The organism is Streptomyces sp. NPDC028298, assembly GCF_055565895.1.
The window spans coordinates 1-22752 of the sequence record NZ_JBVHTL010000006.1 but is presented as its reverse complement, the minus strand read 5'-3'; the positions used below and the strand labels follow the sequence as shown (position 1 = coordinate 22752).

Here is a 22752-nt window from a genome sequence, read left to right as displayed (position 1 = left end):
TGGAGCCGGTACTCGAACCGGCTCCGCAGACCGGAGACTCATGATGGACATATCGACACGGAACACTGAAGCACCTCCCCCCACCCCACGATCTTCGGGCGCCACGCGCAAGCGCGCCGCCCGTGGTGCCACCCGCCCCGGAGACCGCGTCTTCCTCGGTCTCTCGCGCGGTTCCGGCATCCTCCTCCTGGTGATCATGGCCGCCATCGCGGTCTTCCTCACCTACCGCGCCTCCCTCGCGCTCAGCAAGAACGAGGGCAACTTCCTCACCACCTTCGAGTGGAACCCCAACCTGGTACCGCCGGTCTTCGGCATCGCGGTGCTGGCCTTCGGCACGGTGGTCTCCGCGATCATCGCCATGGCCCTCGCGGTCCCGGTAGCGGTCGGCATCGCCCTGTTCATCACGCACTACGCGCCGCGCAAGCTCGGCGGACCCATCGCGTACGTGATCGACCTGCTCGCCGCCGTCCCCTCCATCGTGTACGGCCTCTGGGGCGCCATCGTCCTCGTACCGCACATGGTCGGGCTGTTCGGCTGGCTCGACACCTACTTCGGCTGGACCGGCATCTTCACCTGGCAGGACGGCGCGCCCCGCTCCATGCTCACCGTCGGCATCCTGCTCGCGATCATGATCCTTCCGATCATCACGAACGTGAGCCGTGAGGTCTTCCGCCAGGCTCCGCAGATGCACCAGGAAGCCGCACTCGCTCTCGGCGCCACGCGCTGGGAGGTCATCCGCATGTCGGTGCTGCCCTTCGGCCGCTCCGGCGTGATCTCCGCCTCGATGCTCGGCCTCGGCCGCGCGCTCGGCGAGACGATGGCCGTCGCCACCGTGCTGTCCCCGAGCTTCGACATCCAGGCCAGCCTGCTCGATCCCGGCGGCGGCACGTTCGCGCAGAACATCGCGGCCAAGTTCAACGAGGCCAACGAGTTCGGCCAGGACGCCCTGATCGCCTCGGGTCTGGTCCTGTTCGTGATCACCCTGCTGGTCAACGGCGCGGCGCGTCTGATCATCAACCGCCGCAAGGAGTACTCGGGGGCCAACGCATGAGCAACGCACCCGTCACCCGCAAGCACGCCAGCTCCCTGCGCGGCGGCAGCCTTCCCAAGTGGTCCCCCTGGGCCCTCGCGGTCGGATCCATCGCGGTCGGAGTGGGCATCTCCTTCGCCGCCGGCCTCGACAGCAAGATCCAGTGGGGCCTGATCGCCGCGATCCTCTTCGTCCTCGGTACGTACGTCGTCGCCGCGCGCGTCGAGGGCCGCCGCCAGGCCAAGGACCGGGTCGCCACCAGCCTGGTGTGGGTCTGCTTCATCGTCGCCGTCGTCCCGCTCGTCTCCCTGATCTGGGAGACGCTCAAGCGCGGTGTGAAGGTCTTCGACACCTACTTCCTGAGCCACTCCATGGGCGTGGTCGCCGACGCCGAGACCGGCGGCGGTATCTACCACGCGATCATCGGCACCCTGGAGCAGGTGGGCATCGCCTCGCTCATCGCCGTGCCGATCGGTGTGCTCACCGCGATCTACCTCGTCGAGTACGGCCGCGGCAAGCTCGCCAAGGCCGTCACCTTCTTCGTCGACGTCATGACGGGCATCCCGTCGATCGTCGCCGGTCTGTTCGTCCTCAGCTTCTGGATCCTGATCCTGGGCATGGGCTACTCCGGCTTCGCCGGCGCGATGGCCCTGTCGATCCTGATGATGCCCGTGGTGGTCCGCTCCACCGAGGAGATGCTCAAGCTCGTCCCGAACGAGCTGCGCGAGGCCTCCCTCGCGCTCGGCATCCCGAAGTGGCGCACCATCCTCAAGGTGGTCCTGCCGACGTCCATCGGCGGCATCACCACGGGCGTGATGCTCGCCGTCGCGCGCATCACCGGTGAGACCGCTCCCGTGCTGCTGCTCGTGTGGGGCACCGGGTTCATCAACAACAACCCGTTCGACGGTCCCCAGGCGTCGCTGCCGCTGTACATCTACCAGCAGTACGCGGCCGGAACCACGGCGTCCACCGACAGGGCCTGGGCAGCGGCGCTCGCCCTCATCCTGTTCGTCATGATCCTCAACATGGGTGCCCGCGCCATCGCGCGCTGGAAGGCACCCAAGACGGGCCGCTGACGCGGCCGATCAGCGATCCGATCCTTTCGAAAGAAGCAGTGACTGACATGGCCAAGCGAATCGACGTAAGCGGTCTGACCGCCTACTACAGCGCCCACAAGGCGATCGAAGACATCTCCATGACGGTCGAGCCCCGCTCCGTGACGGCCTTCATCGGCCCCTCCGGCTGCGGAAAGTCGACCTTCCTGCGCACCCTGAACCGCATGCACGAGGTCACCCCCGGTGGCCGCGTCGAGGGCAAGGTGCTGCTCGACGACGAGGACCTGTACGGGAACGGCATAGACCCCGTCGCCGTGCGCCGCACCATCGGCATGGTCTTCCAGCGCCCCAACCCCTTCCCCACCATGTCGATCTTCGACAACGTGGCGGCGGGTCTGAAGCTCAACGGCTCCTACAAGAAGTCCGAGCTCAACGACATCGTCGAGCGGTCCCTCAAGGGCGCGAACCTCTGGAACGAGGTCAAGGACCGGCTGAACAAGCCCGGGTCCGGCCTGTCCGGCGGTCAGCAGCAGCGTCTGTGCATCGCGCGGGCCATCGCGGTCGAGCCGCAGGTCCTCCTCATGGACGAGCCCTGCTCGGCCCTGGACCCGATCTCCACCCTCGCCATCGAGGACCTGATCGGTGAGCTGAAGGAGCGCTTCACGATCGTCATCGTGACGCACAACATGCAGCAGGCCGCCCGCGTCTCCGACCGCACGGCGTTCTTCAACCTCTCCGCGGTGGGCCAGCCCGGCCGCCTCATCGAGATCGACGACACGGAGCGGATCTTCTCCAACCCGTCCGTCCAGGCCACGGAGGACTACATCTCCGGTCGCTTCGGCTGATCGGACCGCCTCCCGAAACCCCTCGCGGTGCTGCATGGCGGTGCCACCGCGAGGACGAGAAGGGCCCGCCCCTGGCTCCCGGGGGCGGGCCCGTTCGCGTTCCCTGCGGGTCCCTTCCCAGCGGACCGAGACGGGTGGGCGGGCGGGAAACCGGGGGTCTGGGGGCGGAGCCCCCAGAGGCCGGCGGAACCCCGGGGGCCGGGCCGGTCCCCGGGCACAGATCGCCACCGCGCGCAGATGGCCGCCGCCATGTCACCTGGGCGGAAAGACGAAGGGGGCCGGCCCCGAAGGACCGGCCCCGCACACCGCCGGACACCGGCGGCGTCGTACTCGCACTTCTACAGGAACGCCAGATTCACGACCCAGAAGCTGGCCGCGGCCACGAGAGCGGCGGCCGGCATGGTGATGAACCAGCCGAGGACGATGTTCTTGGCGACACCCCACCGCACGGCGTTCACCCGCTTCGTCGCCCCGACACCCATGATCGCCGAGGTGATGACGTGGGTCGTGGAGATCGGCGCCTTGAAGAGGTAGGCGGTCGCGAACATGATCGAGGCGCCGGTGGTCTCCGCTGCGAACCCCTGCGGCGGATCGAGCTCGATGATCTTCCGCCCGAGCGTCCGCATGATGCGCCAGCCACCGGCGTACGTCCCCAGCGACAGCATCGCCGCACAGACGATCTTCACCCAGACCGGAATCGGGTCGTTCGCGCTCTGCTCGCCGGCGATGACCAGCGCCATCACCACGACACCCATCGTCTTCTGGGCGTCCTGGAGACCGTGCCCGAGCGCCATGCCGGCCGCGGACACCGTCTGCGCGATACGGAAACCGCGCTTGGTCTTGTGCGGGTTGGACCGCCGGAACAGCCACATGATCAAGGCCATCACGAGATAGCCGACGAGCAGACCGACGACCGGCGACAGGAACATCGGGATGATGACCTTGTCGACCAGCCCGCTCCAGTAGACCGTCGTACCGCCGGCCAGGGCCGCCCCGACCATGCCGCCGAACAGGGCGTGCGAGGAAGAGGAGGGCAGACCGAAGTACCAGGTGATCAGGTTCCAGGTGATAGCGCCGACGAGCGCCGCGAAGAGGATGCCCATCCCCTTCGAGCCCTCGGGCGTCTGGATCAGCCCCTCACTGACGGTCTTGGCGACCCCGCTGCCGAGGAACGCGCCGGCGAGGTTCATCACCGCGGCCATGGCGAGCGCGGCCCGCGGCGTCAGGGCACGCGTGGACACGGACGTGGCGATGGCGTTCGCCGAGTCGTGGAAGCCGTTCGTGTACGTGAAACCGAGCGCGACCCCGATGGTCACGATCAAAGCAAAGGTGTCCATGAACGGGTCAGGACTCCTTGACGGCGATGGTCTCCACCGTGTTCGCCACGTGCTCGAACGCGTCGGCCGCTTCCTCCAGCACGTCCACGATCTGCTTGAGCTTCAGCACCTCGATGGCGTCGTACTTGCCGTTGAAGAGGTGGGCCAACAGCTTGCGGTGGATCTGGTCGGCCTGGTTCTCCAGACGGTTGACCTCGATCCAGTACTCCGTGAGGTTGTCCATGGTCCGCAGATTGGGCATGGCCTCGGCGGTCAGCTCGGCGGCACGCGCCAGGACCTCGATCTGCTGCTCGACGCCCTTGGGGAGTTCCTCGACGTTGTAGAGGACGACGAGATCGACGGCCTCCTCCATGAAGTCCATGATGTCGTCGAGGGAGGAGGCGAGGTTGTAGATGTCCTCGCGGTCGAAGGGCGTGATGAAGGAGGAGTTCAGCTGGTGGAAGATCGCGTGTGTCGCGTCGTCACCGGCGTGTTCCGCGGCCCGCATACGCTCTGCGATCTCGGCCCGAGCGGAAGTGTCCGCCCCGAGCAGTTCCATCAGGAGTTTCGAGCCCGTGACGATGTTGTCCGCGGATGCGGAGAACATGTCGTAGAAGCTCGTCTCCCTGGGGGTCAGACGAAAGCGCACGTTGGGGTCCTCGGGGTGCTTCGGTTTCGGTCAGGCTGATGCTAGGCGCATCATCCGGCCACGGCTAACGGGCCGCCACCCAGTGTCGCCCATCAGGCACAGCGATCGGCACGGGGTCCGGTACCGGCGCCGGGCAAGGGCTCCATACCCAGCAAAGTTCGGTACGATATACCCACCAGGGGTATATGTAAGTGGCGTTTCAGACAGGATCGCCGATCGGATCCACAGGAGGACGCGATGACGACCACCGAGGCCGGCGCGACGGCGCCCTCCGGAGACCCGCAGCAGACCGTGACCGATCACGACCGCGGCATCCACGGCTACCACCAGCAGAAGGACGAGCACCTGAAGCGGCTGCGCCGCATCGAGGGCCAGATCCGGGGCCTGCAGCGGATGGTCGACGAGGACGTCTACTGCATCGACATACTCACCCAGGTGTCCGCCTCCACCAAGGCGCTCCAGTCCTTCGCCCTCCAGCTCCTGGAGGAGCACCTGCGGCACTGCGTGGCGGACGCGGCCGTCAAGGGCGGCGACGAGATCGACGCGAAGGTCGACGAGGCGACGAAGGCGATCGGCCGCCTGCTGCGCACCTGAGCCGGCCGCCGCGGCCTCGCGAAGTGCGCGAAACGTGAGAGATACGACGCATGTGACATCCGCGACGTGCGCGCCTCGGCCACCGGGACGGGGCCGGAAAGGACTAGTCCTCCCCGCCCCGCTGCACGGGAGCGCGCTCTTCGGCCACTTTCAGGACCGCGTCGATGCTCTCCAGGCTGAGGCGGTCCTCGTGCGCCGCGGAGGCCGCGATGATCAGCTCACCGCACAGGTCGATCTCGGCGAGGGCCACGTGGTCCTGAACTGCCGCACCGCCGACCGGAGCCACGAACATCACCTCTTCCTGCCGTAACCGACTTCCTAGAGTAGGGAGCGGCCTACGCACCGCGCATGGCACGGAAGGGCCATTTCCAGCCCTCCTCTGAAGCTACGGCTCCGGATGCTCTTGCCCATCCCCCCGGAAGCCACTACTCCGCGATCTTCCCGGCGTAGATGTCGGAGGAATCCGGCAGCCGTACGACGGCGGGGCTGCCGAAGTCGTACAGCAGGAGCGTCGAGGCGACGGCCACGGTGCCCTTGCGCTGCCCGTTGACGAAGCTGAACCGGTGCCGGACCTTGCGCAGCCGCCCCTGGTCGTCGAGGTAGGCGTCGAAGGGCACGGCGGTGGTGGCGAACCCCTTCGCGGCCGCCCTCAGCGCCGGCCGCTGCCCCGTCGAGGCGTCCCGCGCCGCGGTGCCGAGGTCGGCGGTCCCGCGATAGTGCCGTACGGGGACCCCGGCGACCTCGGTCTTCCCCACATAGGTCACCGACCGCGCGCCGCGCAGCAGTTCGGCCGCGGCGTACGGGTCGGTGGCGCCGCCCGTGACGAGGTTGCCGTCCGTGAGACCGGCCGTCTCCACCCGCACCCATTTGTCGGCGGGCACACCGGCCCCCCGGTTCTTCATGAACAGAGCGCCCGGAGCGAGGAGTTCGGTGATCGGCCGGTGCTCGGCCGCGCCCGCCGGGTCCTGCGGCAGCAACACCTTCAGCCGCCCCGTCTGCTTCCTGAAGTCGTACACGCCCTGCCCGCGGATGGTGACCCGGGTCCCGCCGGTGGCCATCTCCATCGACGTACTGGCCTTCGCGCTGCCGGCGCGCTCCAGGGCGGCCACCGCCCGGCGCAGCGTGTCCACGGTGCCGGGACCGCTGCGGACGTCCTCCGCGGCCGCCCCGCCGCCCGAGCATCCGGTGCCACAGACCATGAGTCCCGCCGCGACGAACGCGACCAGGACCCGCGCGCGTTCCTGCTGCTGCGCCACCATCGTCCACCGACCCCCAGCCGGTCCGTCCCGGGCCATCCCGTCGTCCGGTTAACGACAGGTGGAGGCACCCGTCACGCGACGGGAATCCGTTCACTTGCCTTGGGTAACGTTGTCGGTGTGGAGCATCTGGACGAGACGGACCCCGACCCCGGTCATCGGACGACCACGGTCGAGCAAGGCCCCTTCTGTCTGGCCCGCTGCACCTGCGGCTGGCGCGGCCCGGCCCGCCGCGCCAGAAGCCAGGCCCGCACGGACGCCGCGACCCACGCCCTGGCCATGACCCCCTGAACCGGCGCACCGCCCAGCCTTTCCTCGCCCCCTCCGCCCCTACCCGACCCGAACCTGGGGCTCCGCCCCAGACCCCGCTCCTCAATCGCCGGAGGGGCTGAACTTTCGCCGGCCGGGGCTGGAAGCTTCGGCGGGCCGGGGCTGGAACCGTCTGGACCCTGGACCCGCAGCCGGGATCCGCGAGGGGCCGTGCCGGTACGGCGATGCCCGTAGCCACCACGACGCACCCGCAGTCGGCGTCCGGCGGAAGGGGCCGTGCCGGTACATCAATGGCCGTCGCCACCGACGGTCACTCCTCACCCAACGGCGACGGGCTGATGCACCGGCACGGCCCCGACCCCCCACCGGACCGGAACCGCCCCCACCGGTCCCAGCCGGACCGAACCCGCCCCCACCGGTCTCGGCCACCCCGCCGCCATCACCCGAACCCCACCGTGCTGGGATGCGCAGTGCTGTAGCCGTTCTGCGACACAGCCGTGCGGAACCCCCGGACCCGGGGGCCCGTCTCGTTCCACGGAACCCACGGGAGGCACACATGCAACGGCGTTCGTTCATCGGCGGCACCACGGCCGTCCTCGCGACGGCGGCAACGTCCGCGTGCAGCGGCAGCGGCAAGGGCGGCACGCACGCCGACGGCAAGGGCGGGTCCACGAACGCCACGGCCGGGGCGGCCGACACCAGCGGCATACGCACGGCGACCGCGGCCGACGCGGCAGCCGCCAACTGGACCGCGCTGTCGCGCCAACTGGACGGCTCCCTGATCCGCCCCGGCGACCGGAGCTGGACCACCTCCCACCAGCTCTACAACACCCGCTTCGACAACCTGAAGCCCGCCGCCGTCGCCTACGTCGCGCACGCCGACGACATCCGCACCACGATGGACTACGCCCGCGCCCACGGCGTGAAGGTCTCGATCCGCAACGGCGGCCACTCCTACGCGGGTTGGTCCTCCGGCGACGGCCGCCTGATCATCGACGTCTCCAAGCTGAACAAGATCCGCGCCTCGGCGAACGAGGCGGTGGTCGGCGCCGGTTCCAAGCTGATCGACGTCTACCGGGCGCTGGCCGCGAAGGGCGTCACCATCCCCGCCGGCTCCTGCCCCACCGTCGGCGTCTCCGGCCTGACCCTGGGCGGCGGCCACGGCGTGGTGTCCCGGGCGTACGGACTGACCTGCGACAGCCTCACGCAGGCGACGCTGATCACCGCCGACGGCAAGCAGCTCACCGCGAACGCGACCGAGAACAAGGACCTGTTCTGGGCACTGCGCGGCGCCGGCAACGGCAACTTCGGCGTCGTCACCGAGCTCCGCTTCAAGACCCACCCCGCGCCGCAGGCCGTCTCGGCGTACATGACCTGGCCGTGGGCCAAGGCCGCCGCGGTGGTGAAGGCCTGGCAGGAGTGGGGCCCGAGCCAGCCGGACGAGATCTGGTCGTCCTGCCACCTGTCCAACGCGGCCGGCGGCACCCCCACCGTCTCCATAGCCGCCTTCTCCCTCGGCACCTACGGCGAGCTCCAGAACGCGGTGGACCGGCTGGCGGACCGGATCGGCTCCCCCGCGCGCAGCGTCTCCCTCAAGCGGCGCTCGTACGAGGAGTCGATGGAGGTGTACGCGGGCTGCTCGTCGTTCTCCGCCGACGCCCAGTGCCATCTGCCGGGTTCCACGCCGGGCCGCAGCCCGCAGGGCGCCCTCGGCCGGGAGACGTACGCGGCCCGCTCGGACTTCTTCGACCGCTCGATCTCGGCGGCCGGCGTCCAGACGCTCCTGAACCAGATCTCCGGGGTCCGCGGCGGCGGCGCGGGCAGCATCGCCCTCACCGCGCTGGGCGGCGCGGTCAACCGCGTGGCGCCGACGTCCACCGCGTTCGTGCACCGCCGCTCGCGGATGCTGGCGCAGTACATCGTCTCCTGGCGGGCGGGCACCTCCGGCACCACCGCCCAGTCCTGGCTGACGGGCGCCCACAACGCGATGACCCGGTACGCCTCGGGCGCGGCCTACCAGAACTACACGGACGCGACGCTGACGAACTGGCGCAAGGCGTACTACGGAGACGCGGCCACGCGCCTCGCGGCCCTGAAGCACCAGTACGACCCGAACCGCTTCTTCTCGTTCCCGCAGGCCCTCTGAGACCACCACGGGCCGCAGCACGGGCCCGGCGGCCCACCACCACACGGGTTCACCGGGCCGGACAGGTCAGCCAGATCAACCGGATCAGACGGATCAGCCGGATCAGCCGGATCAACCGGATCAGGCACCCGCCCCAGCGAGCCCCTACGCGGCGAGATCCCGCTCCTCCGAGTGCTCGGCCCGCGCCCCCGGGATCAGCGTCTCCCGCCCGGCGGGCACGGCGCCGCGCGCCCGGATCAGAAGGCCCGCGCGCGGCGCCGCCTCGACGGCCTTCATGACCGGCGTGAGCAGGGCCATGGCGAGCGGCGACAGCAGCAGGACGACGGCCGTACCGAGCGCGAATCCGCCGACGACGTCCGTCGGGTAGTGCACGCCCATGAAGACCCGGCAGAACCCTTCGAGCAGGGCCAGCGCGATCCCGGCGAGCCCGAACTTCCGGTTCGCGACGAAGAGTCCGACACCCATCGCCATGGTGATGGTCGCGTGGTCGCTGACGAAGGAGAAGTCGGTCTTGCCGCCCACGAGGACGTCCAGGCCCTGGTGGTCCACGAAGGGGCGCGGACGCTCCACGAAACCCCTTATCGGGACGTTCACGAGGAGGGCGACACCGGCCGCGAGCGGGGCCCAGACGAGTGCGGCCACGGTCGCCGCCGCGTCGGAGCCGCCCCGCCGCCGCACGCTCGACCAGCACCACACGACCAGCAGGACCATCGCGAGCAGGAGACCCCACTCGCCGACGAACTCCATGGCCCGGTCGACCCAGTGCGGCGTGTGCTTGGCCAGGCCATTGATGCCGTAGAGCAGGTCGACGTCGGGGTTCGAACCGGATTCGGCGAGTTGCGCCATGGCGCTGCGGCCCCTTCGTCGTCATTCCCGCGACCGCGCCCTTTCGCGCGCCGCTCCGTCCACCCCCGTGGTTGTAGATCGGTTCTCTACGTCAACAGGAACGCACGGTCCCCTCCAATACGTTCCACCCTCCACGGAATGATCACGCACACGTTATCGAAGAGAGATATCTCCGCAGATCAGAGGGTGGATTCATACCGAAGTGGGCAATGCTTTCGCGCCATCCTCGGTCACCCGTGTGGCCCCGAAATAGTCGGGCGTGTCGACGGGGTCGAACCGGATGACGGCACCCGGCCGGGGAGCGTCGATCATGTATCCGCCGCCCACATAGATACCCACGTGCCGGATGGCGCGGGAGTTGGTGAGGTCGTCGGAGAAGAAGACCAGGTCCCCGGGCAGCAGTTCGTCCCGCTTGGGATGCGGCCCCGCGTTGTACTGGTCGTTGGCCACCCGCGGCAGGCTCACCCCGACACTCTCGTACGAGGCCTTGGTCAGACCCGAGCAGTCGAACCGTCCGCCCTGGTCAGCCGTGCCGTTGCCACCCCACAGGTAGGGGGTGCCGAGCTTCTTCTGCGCGTACGTGATGGCCCCCGCGGCCTGCTTCGAGGGGTCCACACGGGTGACGGGAGCGGCGAAGCTCTTCGCCAGCGTGGTGATCGTCTTCACATAGTTCCGGGTCTCCGCGTACGGCGGCACGCCCCCGTACTTGATGACCGCGTAGGCGCCCGCGTTGTAGGCGGCGAGCATGTTCTCGGTGACGTTTCCCGGAGCGTTCTTCACATAGGAAGCGAGCTCGCAGTCGTACGAGGCGGCCGACGGAATCGCGTCATTCGGGTTCCAGACGTCACGGACGCCGTCCCCGTCGCCGTCGACGCCGTGCGTGGCCCACGTCCCCGGAATGAATTGCGCTATCCCTTCCGCCTGTGCCGGACTCTTCGCGTTGGGATTGAATCCGCTCTCCTGATAGAGCTGCGCGGCGAGCAGGGCGGGATTGATCGCGCCGCAGAGATTGCCCCACTTCTGTACGAGGGACTGGTACGCGGCGGGCACAGCGCCCTTGGCGAGCCCGACCGAACCGCCGCCGATGCCGCCCGCGAGGTTCCCGGCGACCAGGTAGACCCCGACGACGAGGACCATCACGAAGCCCATCCCCGCGCCCACGGCCGCGGTCGCCACGATCCAGGCCTTACGCACCGTCAACCGCCCCTCGCCGCCCAGGAGTCCGCCGACGTCAGTGTAGAGGCGGGCCCCTGCGGGAGAGGGGTGTCACGCGCACGGACGGAGCGGTTCGTCCCGTCGGAGCGGCGTCAACCGGCCAGGGCGGCCACGTGGTACAGGTTCTCGGCCTCGGTGCCGAACACGGGGCTGTACGAGACGTCGTCGGTGTCCCCGCCCTGTTCGTGGCCGCCGATGACGCCGACGACCGCCCCGTCCCCGTTCACCCAGGGGCTGCCGCTGGTCCCGCCGGCGAAGGCGGGGCAGGCGACGCGCTGCTGCGTACGGCTGTGCGCGGTGGGCTTGTCGGTGCAGGTGACGGGGGCGTCGAGGGAGCCGGGGTATCCGGTGACGGTGACGGCGGTGGCCCCGGTGGCGCGGTGCGCGGCGAAGGCGTTCCCGCCGCCGACGGCGTCCTCGACGCCCTCGCCGTCGCGGGTGGCGAGCACGGCGAAGGCGACGTCGCTGTCCTCGTCCTGGTCCTTCTTCCAACCGTCGGGGAGGAACACGCCCTCGACGTCCCAGAACCCGTGGGGCGCCTTGCCGTCGCGGTAGCCGGGCGCGAAGGACAGTTCCGCCTCGCCGTCCAGGCAGTGGGCGGCCGTGACGACCAGATCGCGCCCCTCGCTGTGCACGACGGAGGCGGTGCAGAAGTGCCCGCCGGCGCCCTTGCTCGCGGCGCTCCCGTGGAACAGGGCGCCCACGCGGGCACTCCGGCCGTTGTCGGCGGCCCGGACGGTGACGCCGAACGGCCCGGGGCCGTCGTCGGCCGCGGCGACGGACGAGGACGTCACCGCGAGCAGCACCAGGGCCGCACCGAGCAGGACCGGCCGCCGGGTCTCCGGGAGACGGGTGATGCGGATGCTCTTCATCGCCCCTCACCTTGCCGCAAGCGGGTGAGAAAAACCTCGGACCAGTCCGAGTATCACCTGTGAACGCCGCCCCCGCCCGGCCACCGCGCCCCACCAGCCACGACGCCCCCTCCCGGCCCTCCGGTCCGGGCCGCCGCGAGCGCCATGGAGTCCGCGCCAGGTACTCCCATCGGCGCCGGAGCGACGAGACACCGGAGCAGCCAGACACCGGAGTGGCGAGAGGACAGACGGAGAGAAGCCCGCGCGGGACGAACCGTCGCCCGGAACAAGGACCACCCGGACCACCCGGCGATCCCCCGGCGATCCTCCGGCACCACCCGGATCACCCGGCGATCCCCTGGCACCACCCGATCCCAGGGGAGCCGGAGGCCACGGCTCCGGGTCGGCGATACGGTGGCCGTGAACGTCTCCGATCACACAGGGGAGTTGGAGTCCGCGATGCCCACGCCCGTCCGGCGGAAGTCCGAGGAGCACGACCGTGACTGACCTCCCCGCCGGCCTCGACTGGACCCGTGCCGCGCCCGAGGACGCGACCGGCCCGGGCCCCTGGATCGAACTCGCCTTCGGCGACGACGACTTGGTCTACATCAGGGAGACCGGCGATCCGGAGAACGTCGTGACGACCACGCGCAGGAAGTGGGACGCGTTCGTGCTGGGGGTCCGGGCGGGCGAGTTCGACCACTTCGTCGAGGGGCTGCAGGACGGCCTCGGGCCGCACGACGTGACGCCGCCACCCGTGCAATTCCCCTGAAAAAGCTGTGAGTCGGGTCAAGCGGCCGTCAGCCATCGGCCATCCGTGAGCCATGGGAGGGTCACGCGCCCGCCGCGTTCGGCAATGCGCGAGCAAGGCTTCCACGAGCCTCTTGTTGTCACGTACTCAACAAGGGATGGTCGTCCGCGGGCTCGCCCGGCCACCGGCGCCGCGGCGCACGACCCGTAAGGCATCACGATCGGCCGGAACACGTTCGGCGGCACCGGCCACCTGGGCACGGGCCACGTCGCCACCGCGACTCCGGGCCACGACGGCCCGACCCGCCGGGGCACCCCGGAGGCGGTCACCGCGTTCACCGGCCGGCCTCCGGAGTAGGGCGGACGCCGGGAGACGTGGGGTTCCCCGGCACCACCCGGCGGAACGGGCCGCGGTAACCAGCCGCGGCCCGTTCCGTGCGTCCACCCCGCAGGGCCCCGGCGACCCGGGGAACACCGGCGCGACGCACCGTCAGAAGCCCCTCCCCGCAACCGCGTCCGTTCGAATATCTCCCCGCCGTCCCCCCGCGCGCGAGGCACAGAAGGGGACAACGACGGAACCACGCGCCAGGTTTCGCTTCCGCTTCATTGCCCGGCGTGACCACCCGTGATACACAGAGTGACGATACGACTCTCGTACACCGCCGTACGCCTCCCGCGAGGGTCCCGCGTACGCCGGTGACAAGGAATTCGCACGAATCCCGCCAACCAATGACGTCAAGTCGACATACGAAGGCGTCATTGTCGGCGAGAATGGGCCCGACCTCTGCGCGCAGTGGCAGGGGGTGCAGAACTACCCACTAGGGGCGGTGACTTACATGCTTTTCGCAGCCGACAAGGGCGACATCAACACAATCATCGGCGGAATCGCCCCGGACTGGGGCCCCTTCGGCAGCCTGGGCAACGAAGCCAAGGTGATGGTCGAGGTGGTGATGGCGGTGGCCATCCTGCTCTGCCTCGGCATCGCGATCTGGGGTGCGGCCAAACAGCGCATCGGCGCGACCGCGCTCCGCGACACCTTCAGCGCCGAACAGGGCAAGGGACTCATCATCGCCGGGCTCACCGGGGTCTTCATCATCGGATCCCTCGGCACGCTCTTCACCATCGTGTACGGCATGGCCGTGTAGCCCGGCACGGCCATGCCGCACCGGCGTGCCGCCAGTACCCGGCCGGGCGCGCCCGGATTCTCGTCCTCCGATCCATCCGTCCGTCGTGCCCACCGGCTGAGGTTGCAACTCCCTGATGTCCAGTCACCACACCGCGCCCGCGCGGGAACCAGCACGGCTACCGTCGTACTACGTGGTTCAGCGAGAGATTGAGGGGGCGTACGCGGCATGAGTCTCGGTGACGAACCCGGGTACGGCGACGGCCCGCGCGGCGAGGACGGGGGGTACGGCGGCTCCGGCCAGACCCGTACCCGCCTGCCCGACCGTCCGGGCGACGTCTATGGCGGCGCGCGGCGCGGACGCGGATCCTCCTCGCGGAGCCTGGTCACGGTCGTCGGTGTCGTCGTCCTGCTCATCGCCGCGATCGCCTTCGCGAACCGCGGGGACGACGCGGCCTCGTCGGGCGACGGCAGCGGCGACAAGGCGAAGACGTCCCCGACGGCCGCCTCCGGCAACCACCCGGTGACGACGAAGTCCGCCGGCATCCCGTCGGGCTTCCCCCACACACCGGAGGGCGCACAGAGCGCGGCCGCGAACTACGCGGTGGCGCTGGGCTCGGCCGACATGTTCGAGAAGTCCAGGCGGGACCAGATCCTCGCGACCGTGATCACACCCGCCAAGGTGTCCGAGTTCGAGGCGACACTGGACCAGGCGTACACGCCGCAGTTCAACAAGAACGTGGGCCTGAACGAGGACGGCTCGGCTCCGCAGGGCTTCACCTTCGTCTCGCGCACGAGTCCCATCGGGACCAAGACCACCCAGTCCTCGGAGAACGCGGCGACCGTCGAGGTCTGGTGCGGAGGCCTTCTCGGTCTCGCCGGAGACAACTCGACCAACCCGGTCACCAGCAGTTGGTTCACCATCACCATGAAGCTGGAGTGGACCGGTGGCGACTGGAAGATCGTCTCGCACTCCCAGAAGGACGGCCCCGCGCCCGTCCCGGGGGACGACCGCGCCGCCGGCGCCGACGACATCGCGAAGGCCGTCGAGGAGTACGGAGGGTTCACGTATGCCCGCTAACCACCGCGTACTCAAACTGACCGCGGTCATCGGGGCCGTACAGGCCTCGGCGGTGCTGCTGGCCACGAGAGCGGTCGCCGCGCCCACGCCGTCGCCGGCCCCCTCGCGGAGCGACAACCACTGCAGTCTCATTCACGGCCCCGCCCGGAACTACTGCGAATCCGGAACCAAGGGCTCCGGCAAATCCGGCCTCACCACCGACCCCGGTACCTCCACCCTCGACCCCCTCTCCTCCCTCGCGAACGGCTGCGCCGACGCCGCCTCCTGGACCATCAACAAACTCTCCGCGGCCGTGAACGACACCGCCAACGTCGACTTCACGAACCCCAAGTTCCTCCAGCAGTACGCCGTCGTCTTCGCGGCCTCCACGATCCTCACCCTGCTCCTGTGGCTGCTGGCCGTGGCGAAGCGGGCCGTACGGGGTGTCCCCCTCGGCACGGCCCTGTCCGAGGCGATCGGCTTCCTCTGGCTGACCGTGCTGGCCTCCGCGTTCACCCCGCTCATCCTCTACACGGTCGTCTCCGCGACGGACGGCGTGACCGAGGTGCTCGCCAAGACCACCGGCAACCAGACGGACGCCTTCTTCGGAACGTTCTCCGGCGCCCTCGACAAGGGCGGCAACATCGGCGGCGGCCCGATCATGCTCATCGTCGTCTCGATGGTCTCGATCCTGGCCGCCGGAATCCTCTGGCTGGAGCTGGTCATCCGGGCCGCCCTGCTCTACGTCGGCGCCCTCCTCGGCACCGTCGTCTACGCGGGCCTCGTCGACAAGAACCTGTGGGGCCACGTCCGCCGCTGGGCGGGCATCATGATCGCGGTCATCCTGGTGAAACCGGTCATCGTCATCGTGCTCGGCCTCGCCGGCGCCCTCAGCTCCGACAACGGCCCCGACGCGTTCTCCGCCGTCGTCTCCGGACTCGCCATCATCCTGCTCGCCATCTTCGCCAGCGCGATGATCTACCGCTTCGTCCCCGGCTTCGGCGACGAGATCGCCGGCTCCCGCAACAACCGCATCATGCAGGGCGCCGAGGGCAAGGCCGCCGCCGTCATCAGCTCGCCGGCCACCCTGGTCGCCCAGGGCATCAAGACCCACAGCTCCCGCGCCGACAACAACGGCGGCGGAGGCGGAGGCGGCAACAGCCAGCCCCGCCCCGCCAACCCCGCGTCCGGCGGTGTGGCCGCGCACAGCAGCCGCACGCCGAACGGAGGCGGCGGATCCGTCCCCTCCGCCGCACCACCGCCGCGCAGCAGCGCGATCAACACCCCGCACGCAAGCAACACCCGCAACAGCAACCGCACGGGAGGTGAAGGGCGTTGACGACCGAGTCCCACCTGTCCCATCCGGTCACGCCCCGCCGTACATATCTGATCGGCCGCGCCCGGCCGAACGCGATCGTCGGCCGGAACCGCGAGTCCGGCGAGATCGCGCTCATCATCGGCGGCGCGTTCCTCGGCATGATGTGCGGCCTGCTCGTCCCGGTGCTGTCCCTGCGGATCGTGCTGCTCATGGGCTTCCCGCTGCTCGCGCTCGCCGCGGTGTACGTCCCGTACAAGCGGCGCACGTTCTACAAGTGGTTCGAGATCAACCGCAGCTACAAGCGGACCCTGCGCCAGGGAACTGCCTACCGCAGCCAGGTGATGGAGGCCGGCGTCCACCTCGACGGCAGGGAGGTCGAGATCGGACCGCCGCCCGGCATCGGGCGCATCGCCTGGCTCGCCGCCCCCTTCGGACCCGACGAGATCGCCGTCCTGCTCCACGCCGACCGCCGGACCGTCACCGCCGCCATCGAGATCGAGGGCCCGGGCGTCGGCCTGCGCGACAGCGAGGACCAGGAGGCCCTCGTCGACCGCTTCGGCACGCTGCTCAAGCACGTGGCGAACGGCGACGGCTTCGTCACCCGCCTCCAGATGCTCGCCCGCACCCTCCCCGCCGACCCGGACGCCCACGCCAAGGACGTCTCCGTACGCGGCGACGAGCGCGCCCCCGGCTGGCTCCAGCAGTCGTACGACCAGCTCCAGTCGATGGTGTCCACGAGCAGCGAGCAGCACCGCGCCTACCTCGTCGCCTGCATGCACTACTCGCGGGAACTCGCCGCCGAGGGCCAGGCCATGGCCCGTGCGGCCCGGCCGCAGGGCGGACGCAAGGTCGACCGGGACGCCGGACTCGCCGTCGTCATGGCCCGCGAGCTCACCGACATCTGCTCCCGGCTCCAGGAAGCCGACATCCGCGTACGGCAGCCGCTCGGCCAGGGACGGCTCGCCTCCCTCGTGCACTCGATGTACGACCCCGACCACCCCATCGACCACATCCAGGCCATGACCAGGCGCAACGCCTGGCCGGCCGAACTGGACGCGATGGAGCCGACGTACCTCCAGGCGAAGACCCGCGAGTCCTCCACCCGCGCGCCCTGGTGCCACGCCACGGCCTGGGTGAAGGAGTGGCCGATGACCCCGGTCGGCGTCAACTTCCTCGCCCCGCTCCTCGTCCACACCCCGGACGTCATCCGCACGGTCGCCGTGACCATGGACCTCGAACCCACCGAGATCGCCATCGAGCGCATGCTGACCGAGAAGACGAACGACGAGGCCGAGGCCAGCCGCGCCGCCAAGATGAACCGGACCGTCGACCCGCGCGACATCGCCTCGCACAACCGCCTCGACCAGCGCGGCGAGGACCTCGCGAGCGGCGCCGCGGGCGTCAACCTCGTCGGCTACATCACCGTCTCCTCCCGCAACCCCGAGGCCCTCGCGCGCGACAAGCGCACCATCCGCGCCTCGGCCGGCAAGTCGTATCTGAAACTGGAGTGGTGCGACCGCGAGCACCACCGTGCCTTCGTCAACACACTGCCGTTCGCCACCGGAATCCGCAGGTAGGGGCTGATGCACTGATGCGGGATCCGCTGTCCGCCGCGACGGACGCCTTCACGTCCTTCCTCTTCGGCAAGGTCGAGACGACCCGCCTGCCCGTACGCACGTCCACGGGCCAGGCGCAGGCGGTCTACCTGCCCACCGCCGCACCGGGTCTCGGCGACTCGGGCGTCATCATCGGCCGCGAGGTCTACTCCGGCAAGGGCTACATCTACGACCCCTTCCAGCTCTACGGGCAGCAGCTCCCCGCCCCGCACTGGCTGGTCCTCGGCGAGTCCGGCAACGGCAAGTCGGCCCTGGAGAAGACGTACGTCCTGCGGCAGTTGCGCTTCCGGGACCGCCAGGTCGTCGTCCTCGACGCCCAGGGCGAGGACGGCGTCGGCGAATGGAACCTCATCGCGCAGGAGCTGGGGATAACTCCCATCCGGCTCGACCCCACGGCCGCCCTGGACATGGGCATCCGGCTCAACCCGCTCGACCCCTCGATCACGACGACGGGGCAGCTCGCCCTGCTGCGCACGATCATCGAGGTCGCGATGGGCCACGGCCTCGACGAGCGGTCCGGCTTCGCCCTGAAGGTCGCGCACGCCTACGTCAACGAGACGATCGTCGAGCGCCAGCCGGTGCTCACGGACATCGTCGAGCAGCTCCGCCACCCCGAACCGGAGTCCGCCGAGGCGATGAACGTCGCCATAGACGACGTACGAGCCTGGGGCCTGGACGTCGCCCTGGTGCTGGACCGGCTCGTCGACGGTGACCTCAGGGGCATGTTCGACGGCCCGACGACGGTCGGCATCGACCTGGACGCCCCGCTCATCGTCTTCGACCTGTCGCACATCGACCGGAACTCCATCGCCATGCCGATCCTGATGGCGATCGTCGGTGTGTGGCTGGAGCACACCTGGATCCGGCCCGACCGCAAGAAGCGCATCTTCCTGGTGGAAGAGGCCTGGCACATCATCAACAGCCCCTTCGTGGCCCAGCTCTTCCAGCGGCTCTTGAAGTTCGGGCGCCGCCTCGGCCTGTCCTTCGTGGCGGTGGTCCACCACCTGTCGGACGTCGTCGACGGAGCGGCGGCCAAGGAGGCCGCCGCGATCCTGAAGATGGCCTCGACACGGACCATCTACGCGCAGAAGGCGGACGAGGCCCGGTCCACGGGCCGGGTCCTCGGCCTGCCCCGCTGGGCGGTCGAGATCATCCCGACGCTGACCCCGGGCATCGCGGTCTGGGACGTCAACGGCAACGTCCAGGTGGTCAAACACCTGATCACCGAGACGGAACGCCCGCTGGTCTTCACCGACCGCGCGATGACGGAGTCCTCCGCGGACCTGCTCTCCGACGACGCCATGCGCGCCGCCGAACTGGAGGCCGAGGAACGGGCGGCCGCCTTCATGGAACAGCACCTCAGCGATCTCGACGGCTCCACCGAGTCCACGGTGGCGTGATGAGCCCGTACCCCGACCAGCGCGACGACCGCCACGGCCCCCGGCACGAGGGGGCGGGCGGCATTCCGGACGGCCTGCTGATCGGGGTGCTGGGCTTCCTGCTCGGCATGACCCTGATGGTGTGGTCGGCGACAGGCCTCGCGGGCTGGTTCTCCCGCGGCGCCTGGCCGGACGCCATCACCTTCACCCGTACGCCCCTGGCCATGCGCCACCTGATCGGCGAGCCGCACGACATCGCCGACGCCTGGCCCGACACTCCGCCCGCCCAGCTGTCGGGCTACGGCCTCTTCTGGGGCCTGTTCATCGGCCAGTTGATGGTCCTGCTGGTCCTCACCGTGTTCGTGATGGGCACCCTGGCACGGTGGCGCGCCGGACGAGCACGACGACGAGCGCAGGGCCTGGAGCCCAAGGCGTCCAAGCGCGCGTCCAGGGCGTCCAGGACAACTGCGGAAGCGCCCGATCCGGTGGTACCCCCGGCCAGGACGGAACAGCGGCCACTGCCCGCACAGCCCCTGGAGACGGCCCCCAGGGCGGCCGCGCCGGACGGGACGCCCCCGCAGGTGCCCGAACCCGCGGGCGCGCCGGCCCACGAGCACCTGGGCGGCCTCGACACCATCGCCGCCGAAGCCGCCGTAGCCCCGGCCGTCGCCGCGGCACCGCAGCCGGGACCGGCGTGGACGTCCGCGCGCGCGGTCGTCCTCGCCCCCGCCGAAACACGTCACCTCACCGCCGCCCAGGCCGTCCGCGACGCCGAGGGCCCGGTCCTCGTCATCACCTCCGCCCCGCGCATCTGGTCGGAGACCAAGGACGCCCGCGCCAAACTGGGCCCCGTCCTCCTCTACGACCCCGCCCACCTCTGCGACACCCCGGCCCGGCTGCACTGGTCCCCGTCGGCAGGGTGCGAGGACAAGGAGACGGCGGCGGCCAGAGCGGCCGCCCTCCTCGCCCCGGTACGCCCCTCCGCCAAGGCCGACCAGGCGATGGCCGACGTCGCCGAGACGCTCATGCGGTGCTATCTGCACGCCGCCGCGGTGGAGGGCAAGGCCATCCGCCACGTCCACCGCTGGGCCCAGGGCTCACAGGTGCAGGACGCCGTACGAGCCCTGCGGACGCATCCCAGGGCGGCGTCCGGCACCGCCGGGGAACTCGAGGCCGCGCTCGTCTCGCATCCCGAACGCCGTGACATCGCCCAGGAGCTGACGGCACGTGCGCTGTCGGCGCTCGGCACGGTCAACATCCGAGAATCCTGCACTCCGAACCGAAGTGACAGCCTCGCCTTGGATTCCTTCGTCAATGAAGGGGGCACGCTTTATATGATCGGTGAACCCCTCGAGGACCCCAAGGCCGGCCCCGGCGCCATGCCTCTCCTGACGGCCCTCGCCTCAAGCGTGGTCGAGCGTGGCCGGCGCATGGCCGAACGGTCATCCTCCGGTCGGCTCGACCCACCACTCACGCTCGTCCTGGACGACATCGCGGCCGTGGCCCCGCTCCCCCAGCTCCCCGACCTGCTGACCACGGGCCCGGCCCGCGGTCTGCCGACCCTGGCGCTCGTCCGGTCCCGCGAACAACTCCGCTCCCGCTGGCCGCAGTACGAGCTTCCGGTCTGAACGGTCCGGAGCCCGCCCCCGACACCGGACCGGATACGTAGCTGATGCTGATTCGGGGCTGATGCGGATTCGGGGGCTGATACGGATACGCGGCTGATACGGACGGGCCGCCCGCCCTACCCCCGCTCGATGACGAACTCGAGCTCCAGCTCGCCGGTGTCCCCCGGCATGGGGGTCGTCCGCCCGGTGGGCAGGAAACCCGCCTTCCGGTAGAACGCCTCGGCACGACCGTTCTTCTCGTGCACGAACAGCCGCACGCGGTCGAGCCCGGCCTCCCAGGACCACGCAAGAGCGGCGTCGAAGAGCCCCCGGGTCACACCGGCCACGCTCCCCCGGTACTCGGGCCGTACGTACACCCCCACCAGATGACCCTGGGTGCGCTCGGGCACGTCCCCGAACGCGTCCTGCACCCCGGCCTCCTCGACGAGGACGGTCACGGACCCGGCCCACACCCCGTCCTCGCCCACGGCGACGATCTGCTGCCGCGCGGTGGCGTCGACAGCGGCCCCGGCCGCCCGGTCCTGCCAGAAGCCGTCCGGCTGGGTCACCGCGTCCTCGTAGGTCTCCAGGAACGCGAGGTGCGCGACGGGGTCCCGCAGGGCGTCGAGCCTGAGCTCCTTCACCTGCGGCCACTCGTCGGAACGTATGGAACGGATCACGTGGGCAACCGAGTTCATGGCAGTCACCGTAGTACGCGCACACGGCCGGGCTCATCCGATATCCACCCTGCCGATCAGCGCCGGCCCGGCCACCGTCATGCTCTTCCCTGTACGGCATTGTGAGCCGACCGATCCGATCACGCGCAAGCCCTCCAGGGAGAACACCGCATGGCCAAAGTCCAACTAGAGGAACTCCGCAACGTCATCCACCCCACGGGCAAGTTGGACAGCCGGGCGGAGCACTGGGCCGGACGCCTCTACATGAGGTCCCTCTCCCTTCGCGTGACCCGCCATCTCGTCGACACCCGCATCTCGCCGAACCAGATCACCGTGATCATGGTCTTCGCGGGGATGCTCTCGGGAGTCGCCCTGATCCTGCCGGGCCTCGGCGGCGCCGTCCTCTCCGTCGTCTTCATGCAGCTCTATCTGCTGCTCGACTGCGTGGACGGCGAAGTCGCGCGCTGGCGCCGCCAGTTCAGCCCGCTCGGCGTCTACCTCGACCGCCTCGGCGCCTACCTCGCCGATGCCGCCGTGATGGTGGGCATGGGCATCCGCGCCGCCCAACTCGGCCTCGATCTCTACCTGGTGGCCGGACTGGCCGCGGCGATCGGTGTGCTGCTCCTGAAGTCGTCCTCCGACCTCGTGCACGTGGCCCGCTCCGACAGCGGCATGGAGAAGGCGACCGACGCGTCCGTCGTCCCGCGCTCCAGCGGCCTCGCCCAGGTCCGCCGGCTGGCCTCGGCCGTGGGCCTGCACCGCCTGGTCAACGGCATCGAGTGCACCATCCTGCTGCTCGTCACCGCGGTCGTCGACCTGGCGCTCGGCGACCTGACCGCCACGCGCATCGCGACCGTCGCCGTGACGGCGATCGTGTGGCTGCTCGTGCCGGCACACGTGGTCTCGATCGTCGCGTCCTCCCGCCTGAAGTAACCGCACCAAAAAAGAAAAGGGGGCGGTCTCCTGATGGAGACCGCCCCCTTTCCCATGAGAGCTGTTGAGATTCCCATGAGAACTGTTGAGAACCTTTGAGAACCTTTGAGAACTGTTCTTGAACGCAGAAAACCCCCGGACCGGTATCCCCGGTCCGGGGGTCTTCTCACAATTTGTTCGGCGGCGTCCTACTCTCCCACAGGGTCCCCCCTGCAG

22 protein-coding genes are annotated in these 22752 nt (G+C 69.9%); 14 read left to right on the top strand and 8 right to left on the bottom strand.

Annotation, left to right across the window (positions count from 1 at the left end; all coding sequences use genetic code 11):
• The first annotated feature begins 43 nt into the window (after nucleotides 1–43).
• Genes pstC through pstB form a run of 3 tightly spaced genes read left to right on the top strand, consistent with a single transcriptional unit; the run spans nucleotide 44 to nucleotide 2930 of the window.
• A complete protein-coding gene (gene pstC, locus ACZ4TO_RS25700; RefSeq protein WP_382792871.1) occupies nucleotides 44–1051 on the top strand; it encodes a phosphate ABC transporter permease subunit PstC in 1008 nt (335 codons plus the stop codon).
• Complete coding sequence (gene pstA / locus ACZ4TO_RS25695; protein ID WP_385042306.1) at nucleotides 1048–2106, top strand: phosphate ABC transporter permease PstA; 1059 nt, start codon at nucleotides 1048–1050, stop codon at nucleotides 2104–2106. Before pstC ends, pstA begins: the two co-directional genes overlap by 4 nt.
• A 47-nt stretch (nucleotides 2107–2153) precedes the next feature.
• Nucleotides 2154–2930, top strand: coding sequence for a phosphate ABC transporter ATP-binding protein PstB (pstB, locus tag ACZ4TO_RS25690; RefSeq protein ID WP_382792164.1), 777 nt, complete (start codon nucleotides 2154–2156; stop codon nucleotides 2928–2930).
• 338 nt (nucleotides 2931–3268) lie between these two features.
• Here pstB and ACZ4TO_RS25685 read toward each other — a convergent pair whose 3' ends face one another.
• Nucleotides 3269–4267, bottom strand: a complete 999-nt coding sequence (locus ACZ4TO_RS25685; RefSeq protein WP_382792161.1) for an inorganic phosphate transporter — start codon at nucleotides 4265–4267, stop codon at nucleotides 3269–3271.
• Between the two features lie 7 nt (nucleotides 4268–4274).
• Nucleotides 4275–4895 carry a DUF47 domain-containing protein gene (locus ACZ4TO_RS25680; RefSeq protein WP_028804313.1) on the bottom strand — a complete coding sequence of 207 codons (621 nt, stop codon included), beginning with the start codon at nucleotides 4893–4895 and terminating at the stop codon, nucleotides 4275–4277.
• A 237-nt stretch (nucleotides 4896–5132) separates the two neighbouring features.
• Here ACZ4TO_RS25680 and ACZ4TO_RS25675 point away from each other — a divergent pair, with 237 nt between their 5' ends.
• Entirely contained in the window at nucleotides 5133–5489 is a 357-nt protein-coding gene (locus ACZ4TO_RS25675) for a metal-sensitive transcriptional regulator (protein ID WP_467845331.1), read from the top strand.
• A gap of 103 nt (nucleotides 5490–5592) precedes the next feature.
• On the opposite strand, the gene ACZ4TO_RS25670 is transcribed toward ACZ4TO_RS25675, so the two are convergent.
• Nucleotides 5593–5781, bottom strand: coding sequence for a hypothetical protein (locus tag ACZ4TO_RS25670; protein WP_382792156.1), 189 nt, complete (start codon nucleotides 5779–5781; stop codon nucleotides 5593–5595).
• Between the two features lie 133 nt (nucleotides 5782–5914).
• Nucleotides 5915–6748, bottom strand: a complete 834-nt coding sequence (locus ACZ4TO_RS25665; RefSeq protein WP_382792153.1) for an SCO4651 family lipoprotein — start codon at nucleotides 6746–6748, stop codon at nucleotides 5915–5917.
• Between the two features lie 117 nt (nucleotides 6749–6865).
• Between ACZ4TO_RS25665 and ACZ4TO_RS25660 the strand changes: the two genes are divergently transcribed.
• Entirely contained in the window at nucleotides 6866–7036 is a 171-nt protein-coding gene (locus ACZ4TO_RS25660; RefSeq protein WP_468025326.1) for a hypothetical protein, read from the top strand.
• Nucleotides 7037–7571: 535 nt separating this feature from the next.
• Complete coding sequence (locus ACZ4TO_RS25655; protein ID WP_468025325.1) at nucleotides 7572–9161, top strand: FAD-binding oxidoreductase; 1590 nt, start codon at nucleotides 7572–7574, stop codon at nucleotides 9159–9161.
• A 144-nt stretch (nucleotides 9162–9305) separates the two neighbouring features.
• Here ACZ4TO_RS25655 and ACZ4TO_RS25650 read toward each other — a convergent pair whose 3' ends face one another.
• The 3 genes from ACZ4TO_RS25650 to ACZ4TO_RS25640 form a co-directional block, all read right to left on the bottom strand.
• The gene (locus ACZ4TO_RS25650) at nucleotides 9306–10007 is read right to left on the bottom strand and encodes a phosphatase PAP2 family protein (RefSeq protein WP_468025324.1); all 702 of its coding nucleotides are present in this window, start codon (nucleotides 10005–10007) and stop codon (nucleotides 9306–9308) included.
• A gap of 192 nt (nucleotides 10008–10199) precedes the next feature.
• Nucleotides 10200–11207, bottom strand: a complete 1008-nt coding sequence (locus tag ACZ4TO_RS25645; protein WP_382792141.1) for a bifunctional lytic transglycosylase/C40 family peptidase — start codon at nucleotides 11205–11207, stop codon at nucleotides 10200–10202.
• Between the two features lie 107 nt (nucleotides 11208–11314).
• Nucleotides 11315–12094: a trypsin-like serine peptidase gene (locus ACZ4TO_RS25640; RefSeq protein WP_382792138.1), complete on the bottom strand. Its 780-nt coding sequence runs from the start codon at nucleotides 12092–12094 to the stop codon at nucleotides 11315–11317.
• Between the two features lie 478 nt (nucleotides 12095–12572).
• Here ACZ4TO_RS25640 and ACZ4TO_RS25635 point away from each other — a divergent pair, with 478 nt between their 5' ends.
• The 7 genes from ACZ4TO_RS25635 (at nucleotide 12573) to ACZ4TO_RS25605 (ending at nucleotide 20947) form a co-directional block, all read left to right on the top strand.
• Nucleotides 12573–12845, top strand: coding sequence for a DUF397 domain-containing protein (locus ACZ4TO_RS25635; protein ID WP_468025323.1), 273 nt, complete (start codon nucleotides 12573–12575; stop codon nucleotides 12843–12845).
• A gap of 814 nt (nucleotides 12846–13659) precedes the next feature.
• Nucleotides 13660–13968, top strand: coding sequence for a hypothetical protein (locus ACZ4TO_RS25630; protein ID WP_037622434.1), 309 nt, complete (start codon nucleotides 13660–13662; stop codon nucleotides 13966–13968).
• A 207-nt stretch (nucleotides 13969–14175) separates the two neighbouring features.
• The gene (locus tag ACZ4TO_RS25625; RefSeq protein WP_385049882.1) at nucleotides 14176–15027 is read left to right on the top strand and encodes a DUF8175 domain-containg protein; all 852 of its coding nucleotides are present in this window, start codon (nucleotides 14176–14178) and stop codon (nucleotides 15025–15027) included.
• Entirely contained in the window at nucleotides 15017–16345 is a 1329-nt protein-coding gene (locus ACZ4TO_RS25620; RefSeq protein WP_385049879.1) for a hypothetical protein, read from the top strand. The genes ACZ4TO_RS25625 and ACZ4TO_RS25620 overlap by 11 nt, the downstream gene beginning before the upstream one ends.
• Nucleotides 16342–17901, top strand: coding sequence for an SCO6880 family protein (locus ACZ4TO_RS25615; RefSeq protein WP_382792126.1), 1560 nt, complete (start codon nucleotides 16342–16344; stop codon nucleotides 17899–17901). Before ACZ4TO_RS25620 ends, ACZ4TO_RS25615 begins: the two co-directional genes overlap by 4 nt.
• A gap of 14 nt (nucleotides 17902–17915) precedes the next feature.
• Nucleotides 17916–19340: an ATP-binding protein gene (locus ACZ4TO_RS25610; protein ID WP_382792123.1), complete on the top strand. Its 1425-nt coding sequence runs from the start codon at nucleotides 17916–17918 to the stop codon at nucleotides 19338–19340.
• Nucleotides 19340–20947, top strand: coding sequence for a type IV secretory system conjugative DNA transfer family protein (locus tag ACZ4TO_RS25605; RefSeq protein WP_468025322.1), 1608 nt, complete (start codon nucleotides 19340–19342; stop codon nucleotides 20945–20947). The genes ACZ4TO_RS25610 and ACZ4TO_RS25605 overlap by 1 nt, the downstream gene beginning before the upstream one ends.
• Before the next feature lie 116 nt (nucleotides 20948–21063).
• Here ACZ4TO_RS25605 and ACZ4TO_RS25600 read toward each other — a convergent pair whose 3' ends face one another.
• Nucleotides 21064–21624: a GNAT family N-acetyltransferase gene (locus ACZ4TO_RS25600; protein ID WP_385049873.1), complete on the bottom strand. Its 561-nt coding sequence runs from the start codon at nucleotides 21622–21624 to the stop codon at nucleotides 21064–21066.
• Between the two features lie 150 nt (nucleotides 21625–21774).
• On the opposite strand from ACZ4TO_RS25600, the gene ACZ4TO_RS25595 reads away from it, so the two are divergent.
• On the top strand, nucleotides 21775–22536 hold the full coding sequence (locus tag ACZ4TO_RS25595; protein WP_388783275.1) for a CDP-alcohol phosphatidyltransferase family protein: 762 nt from the start codon (nucleotides 21775–21777) through the stop codon (nucleotides 22534–22536).
• Nucleotides 22537–22752: the final 216 nt, after the last annotated feature.